Genomic DNA, 4592 nt, shown 5'->3' on the forward strand with positions numbered 1-4592 from the left:
GTGGGCGCCGGCTGCGCCTTCTGGGCCGGCTGCGGCGAGGGCGTCACGGCGTACGCGAGGCCGACGGTCAGTGCCAGCAGGCCCGCTCCGGCGCCGGCGATCAGCAGCTTGTGCCGGGCGAGCGGGCGCTGCTCGGCCTGTTCGGCGGCCCGCCGCGCGGCCCGGCCGCCGACGGGGGCGGACTCCGGATCGGGCTCGGGGGCCGCGTTGTCGAACGGGAAGTAGCCGAGGTCGTCCCCGGGAGGGGCGGGCGGGACGGGCGGCAGGACGGTCGTCGCGTAGCCGTCGGGGGTGTGTCCGTGCGGCGTCTGCTCGTGCGGTGCGTGCTCGTGCGGCGCGTATGCGGTCGGCTCGTACCCGTCGGGCGCGGCGCCGGGGACGGGCGGCAGGACGGTCGTGGCGTACGCCTCGGGGGCGGGGCCCGGCACGGGCGGCAGCACCGTCGTGGCGTACGCGTCCGCGTCCGGTCCGAGCGGGGGAGCGGCCGGGGGCTCGGCGTTCGGTGTGACGCCCGGGGGCTCCTCCGCGACCTGGCCGGGCGCCTGCGGCACGTACGGGCGGACCAGCGGCGGGCCCTCGACGTGCGGGAGGACGGTGGTCTCGTCGAGGCTCGGGTCGCCGTGTCCCTGGTCCGGGAGGCAGCCGCACCCGGCGGAGCGTGCGGTGCCGCACGTCGGGCAGTGCTGGTCCGGCATCGGCCGGCCCTCCTCGGTTCTCGGTGCTCGTGCTCGTGCTCGCGGGCGCGCGGCCGGGCGGTCCCGGTCGCGCGAACGGGCCTGATTATGCAGGACGTCCCGGAGGGTGGACAGGGCCGTCCGGCCGTCCACGGTGGGGTTGTGCCGGTTGGTGGTGGTTGGCCCCCGGTGAACGACCCGTGTTCGGTTGACAGGTGGGGCGCTTACGTTCGGCTCAACCGGACGGTGCAAACCGGGGCGATTCTGACAGCATGGTGGCTGGGAGTGATCATCCGCCAGGGCCGCCGCTCCCGCCGGGCCCGCGACCCCACGCAGACGCCAGGAGGCGCCATGACGGACCCTCCCCCGGCCTCCGACGCCGCGTCCGGCCGGAGCCCGGCGCCCGACCGTAGCCCGGCGTCCGACCGGAGTCCGGCGCCCGAGCCCGGCCCGCCCGCCGTCACCGCGCCCAACCTCTGGGTGCCGATCGGCGCCCTGCTGCTGGCGATGCTGCTCGCCGCGCTCGACCAGACCATCGTGTCCACGGCGCTGCCCACGATCGTCAGTGACCTCGGCGGCCTGGAACACCTCTCCTGGGTGGTCACCGCGTACATGCTCGCCTCGACCGCGGCCACCCCGCTGTGGGGCAAGCTCGGCGACATGTACGGCCGGAAGCGTTTCTTCCAGGCCTCGATCGTCATCTTCCTGCTCGGCTCGGTGCTGTGTGGAGTCGCCCAGGACATGGGCGAGTTGATCGCCTTCCGGGCGCTGCAAGGCCTCGGCGGCGGCGGGTTGATGGTGCTCTCGCAGGCGATCGTCGGAGACCTCGTCTCGCCGCGCGACCGCGGCAAGTACCAGGGCCTGTTCGGCGCCGTGTTCGGCGTGACGAGCGTCCTCGGGCCGCTGCTGGGCGGCCTGTTCGTCGACAACCTCAGCTGGCGCTGGGTGTTCTACGTCAACCTGCCGATCGGCGTCGTCGCCCTCGTCGTCATCGCGGCGGTGCTGCACGGACTGGAGGTCAAGCGCGAGCACCGGATCGACTACCTCGGCACCGCCCTGATCGCCGCCGTCGCGACCTGCCTGGTGCTCATGACCTCGCTCGGCGGCACCACGTGGGCCTGGAGCTCCTGGCAGATCGTCGGCCTGGGCGTGCTGGGGCTCGTCCTGCTCGTCGCCTTCGTGGAGGTCGAGCGGACGGCCGAGGAGCCCGTCCTGCCGCTGCGGCTGTTCCGCTCGCGGACGTTCAGCCTGGTCGCCGTGATCTCCTTCGTCGTCGGCTTCGCGATGTTCGGCGCGCTCACCTACCTGCCGACCTTCCTCCAGGTCGTCATGCAGGTCTCGCCGACCATGTCCGGCATCCACATGCTGCCGATGGTGCTCGGCATGCTGGCCACCTCGATCGGCTCCGGCCAGATCGTCGCCCGCACCGGGCACTACCGGGTCTTCCCGATCGCCGGGACCGCTGTCACCACCGTCGGCCTGCTGCTCCTCTCCCGGCTCGACGAACACACCGGCACGGGGGAGATGAGCCTCTACTTCCTCGTCTTCGGCCTTGGGCTGGGCCTCGTGATGCAGGTACTCGTGCTGATCGTGCAGAACTCGGTCGGCTACCAGGACCTCGGCGTCGCCACCGCGGGCGCGACCTTCTTCCGCTCCATCGGCGCCTCGTTCGGCGTCTCCATCTTCGGGACGATCTTCGCGAGCGGCCTGCGGTCCCGGCTCGCCGACGCGCTGCGCGGCGTGCCGCTGCCGCCCGGCTTCCACTCCGACACGATCACCTCGGACCCGCGCGTCGTCAGCCGCCTGCCGGCCGCCGTCCAGACGAGCGTCCACCACGCGTACGCCGAGTCGATCACGCGCGTGTTCCTGTACGCGGTGCCCGTCGCGGTGGTCGCCTTCGTGCTGTCGCTGTTCCTGCGCGAGCAGACGCTGCGTTCGACCGTGACGGCGCCGGACCTGAGCGAGTCCATCGGCCTCAACCCGGTGGAACGCTCCTCGCTGGACGAAATCGCCCGCGCCCTCTCGGTGTTGAGCACCCGCGAGGCCCGGCGCGACCTGTTCCGGCGGATCACCGCCACTGCGGGCCTGGACCTGCTGCCCGCCTCCAGCTGGCTGCTCCTACAGATGCACCAGCACGGCTCCGCCGAGCCGGCCGAGCTGGCCGAACGGCGGGTCGTGCCGATCGCCGTCATCGAGGAGGCGGCCCGCGAGGTCGAGAGCCGCGGCCTGGCCGCGCGCCACGGCGGTCTGCCGCTGCGGCTCACCGAGCCCGGGGAGCAGGCCGCGCTCAAGCTCGTCGCGGCCCGGCGCACCCAGCTGTCCGAACTGCTGGGCGACTGGGACGAGAAGCAGTACGCCGACCTCGCCGACCTGCTCACCCGGCTCAGCTCCGGCCTCTGCGCCGACCCGCGCGACCGCCCCGACCCGGTGGGCGGCCTGGAGCCGCCGTACCGGGGCGAGGGCCGGTCGTTCTGACGTTTTTTACGGTGCCCCGAACCAGCGCGGGGTGTCGAGACGGAACGGATCGCCGGGGGCGAGCAGGCGGAGGTTTTGCTCCATCTGCCGGAGGTTCTCCTCGCCGAGGGTGGCGGACCACTGGGCGCGCAGCTCGTCGAAGATCCGGGCCGAGCGGGCGAGGCAGTCCACCCCGCGCGCGGTGAGCCGAACGACCTTGCGGCGCGCATCGGCGGGATCGCTGCCGCGCTCGACGTAGCCGAGCTGCTCCAGGCCCTCGACGGTCTTCCCGGCCGCCTGCTTGGACACCCCGAGGCGGCGGCCGAGCTCGACGGCGGTGGTGCCGTGCGGCCCGATCGCCTGGAACACGAAGCCGTGCATCGGCCGTACGTCCGGGTGACCCTCGTCCGCGAGGCGCTCGTGCAGCTCGTCGATGATCGTCCGGAAGGCGAGCAGGAGGCGCAGCGGCAGCTCGAAGCCGGGCGGGGCGGGTTCGCTTGACACGATAGACAACCTCATTGACCATATAGACAACGACATTGTCCATCTTAGGGGGTTCCTTCGCCATGCCCGTGATCCGTCACGCCGACGCGCGCCGCACCGAGACGCCGAACGCCGTCATGACCACCTATGCCTCGCCTGTTCTTGGCTCAACTTCCCTGGCGATGTGGCACGTTGACATGGGCGCCGGGAAGCGGGGCCCGCTGCACGCCATGGACGTCGAGCAGATCTGGACGCTCCTGAGCGGGTCGGCGTCTGTGGACCTGGCCGACGAGGTGCTTTCCCTCTCCGCCGGCGACACCGTCGTCCTCCCGGCCGACGTGGCCCGCCAGATCTCGACCTCGGACGGCTTCACCGCCATCGTGGCCGGCCTGTCGCCCGCCCACGCCTACAACCCGGACGCCGTCACCCCGGAAGGAGCCTGCGGGATGGCGCCGAAGGACGACCAGCGGGTGCTCCCGCCGTGGATCGCGTGAGGTGTAGGAGACTGCTCGGAGCACCCGAGAAAAGGAGCAGCATGTCCGTCGTCAAGATCAACGTCCTGACCGTCCCCGCCGAGCAGCGGGAGGTGCTGGAGCAGCGCTTCGCCTCGCGCGCCGGCGCGGTGGAGAACTCCGACGGCTTCGAGTGGTTCGAGCTCCTGCGCCCGGTCGAGGGCACCGACCAGTACCTGGTCTACACCCGCTGGCGCAGCGAGGAGGACTTCAAGGCCTGGATGGAGGGCCCGATGCAGGCCGCCCACCGCGGCGGCGGCAGCGAGGGCGGCGAGGCCCCGAAGCGCCCGGCCGCGTCGGGGTCGACCCTGTGGTCCTTCGAGGTCGTCCAGTCGGCGGGCCCGAAGGCCTGAGCAGTAGTTGAACGAGCGGCGCGCCCCCACCCATAGGGGCGCCCCCCGGCCGTGTGCCGCGATCCAGAGGCGCCGGCCAAGGGGCTCGTATCCCCCACTGCAAGCGCGCCGCCGAG

Annotated in this window: 4 protein-coding genes and 1 pseudogene; 3 read left to right on the forward strand and 2 right to left on the reverse strand. The window is 72.6% G+C overall.

The window, feature by feature from the left end:
• Positions 1-695, reverse strand: a pseudogene (locus tag AB0O00_RS30410) (hypothetical protein); the annotation flags it as partial.
• 330 nt (positions 696-1025) lie between these two features.
• On the opposite strand from AB0O00_RS30410, the gene AB0O00_RS30415 reads away from it, so the two are divergent.
• Complete coding sequence (locus AB0O00_RS30415; RefSeq protein ID WP_363657205.1) at positions 1026-3149, forward strand: DHA2 family efflux MFS transporter permease subunit; 2124 nt, start codon at positions 1026-1028, stop codon at positions 3147-3149.
• Between the two features lie 6 nt (positions 3150-3155).
• Here the strand turns inward: AB0O00_RS30415 and AB0O00_RS30420 are convergent, their stop codons facing one another.
• On the reverse strand, positions 3156-3632 hold the full coding sequence (locus AB0O00_RS30420; protein ID WP_363657207.1) for a MarR family winged helix-turn-helix transcriptional regulator: 477 nt from the start codon (positions 3630-3632) through the stop codon (positions 3156-3158).
• A gap of 62 nt (positions 3633-3694) precedes the next feature.
• Here AB0O00_RS30420 and AB0O00_RS30425 point away from each other — a divergent pair, with 62 nt between their 5' ends.
• Both AB0O00_RS30425 and AB0O00_RS30430 read left to right on the forward strand, forming a co-directional pair.
• Complete coding sequence (locus AB0O00_RS30425) at positions 3695-4105, forward strand: cupin (protein ID WP_363657209.1); 411 nt, start codon at positions 3695-3697, stop codon at positions 4103-4105.
• 41 nt (positions 4106-4146) lie between these two features.
• Entirely contained in the window at positions 4147-4476 is a 330-nt protein-coding gene (locus AB0O00_RS30430; RefSeq protein ID WP_363657211.1) for an antibiotic biosynthesis monooxygenase, read from the forward strand.
• The last annotated feature ends 116 nt before the right edge of the window (positions 4477-4592 follow it).

Origin of the sequence: Kitasatospora sp. NPDC093558, from assembly GCF_040683475.1 — a bacterium.
GTDB lineage: Bacteria > Actinomycetota > Actinomycetes > Streptomycetales > Streptomycetaceae > Kitasatospora.

Excerpts from the sequence above, each read along its gene's own strand:
- AB0O00_RS30415 (WP_363657205.1), top strand. The coding sequence starts at position 1,026 with ATGACGGACCCTCCCCCGGCCTCCGACGCCGCGTCCGGCCGGAGCCCG.
- AB0O00_RS30425 (WP_363657209.1), top strand. The coding sequence starts at position 3,695 with ATGCCCGTGATCCGTCACGCCGACGCGCGCCGCACCGAGACGCCGAAC.
- AB0O00_RS30430 (WP_363657211.1), top strand. The coding sequence starts at position 4,147 with ATGTCCGTCGTCAAGATCAACGTCCTGACCGTCCCCGCCGAGCAGCGG.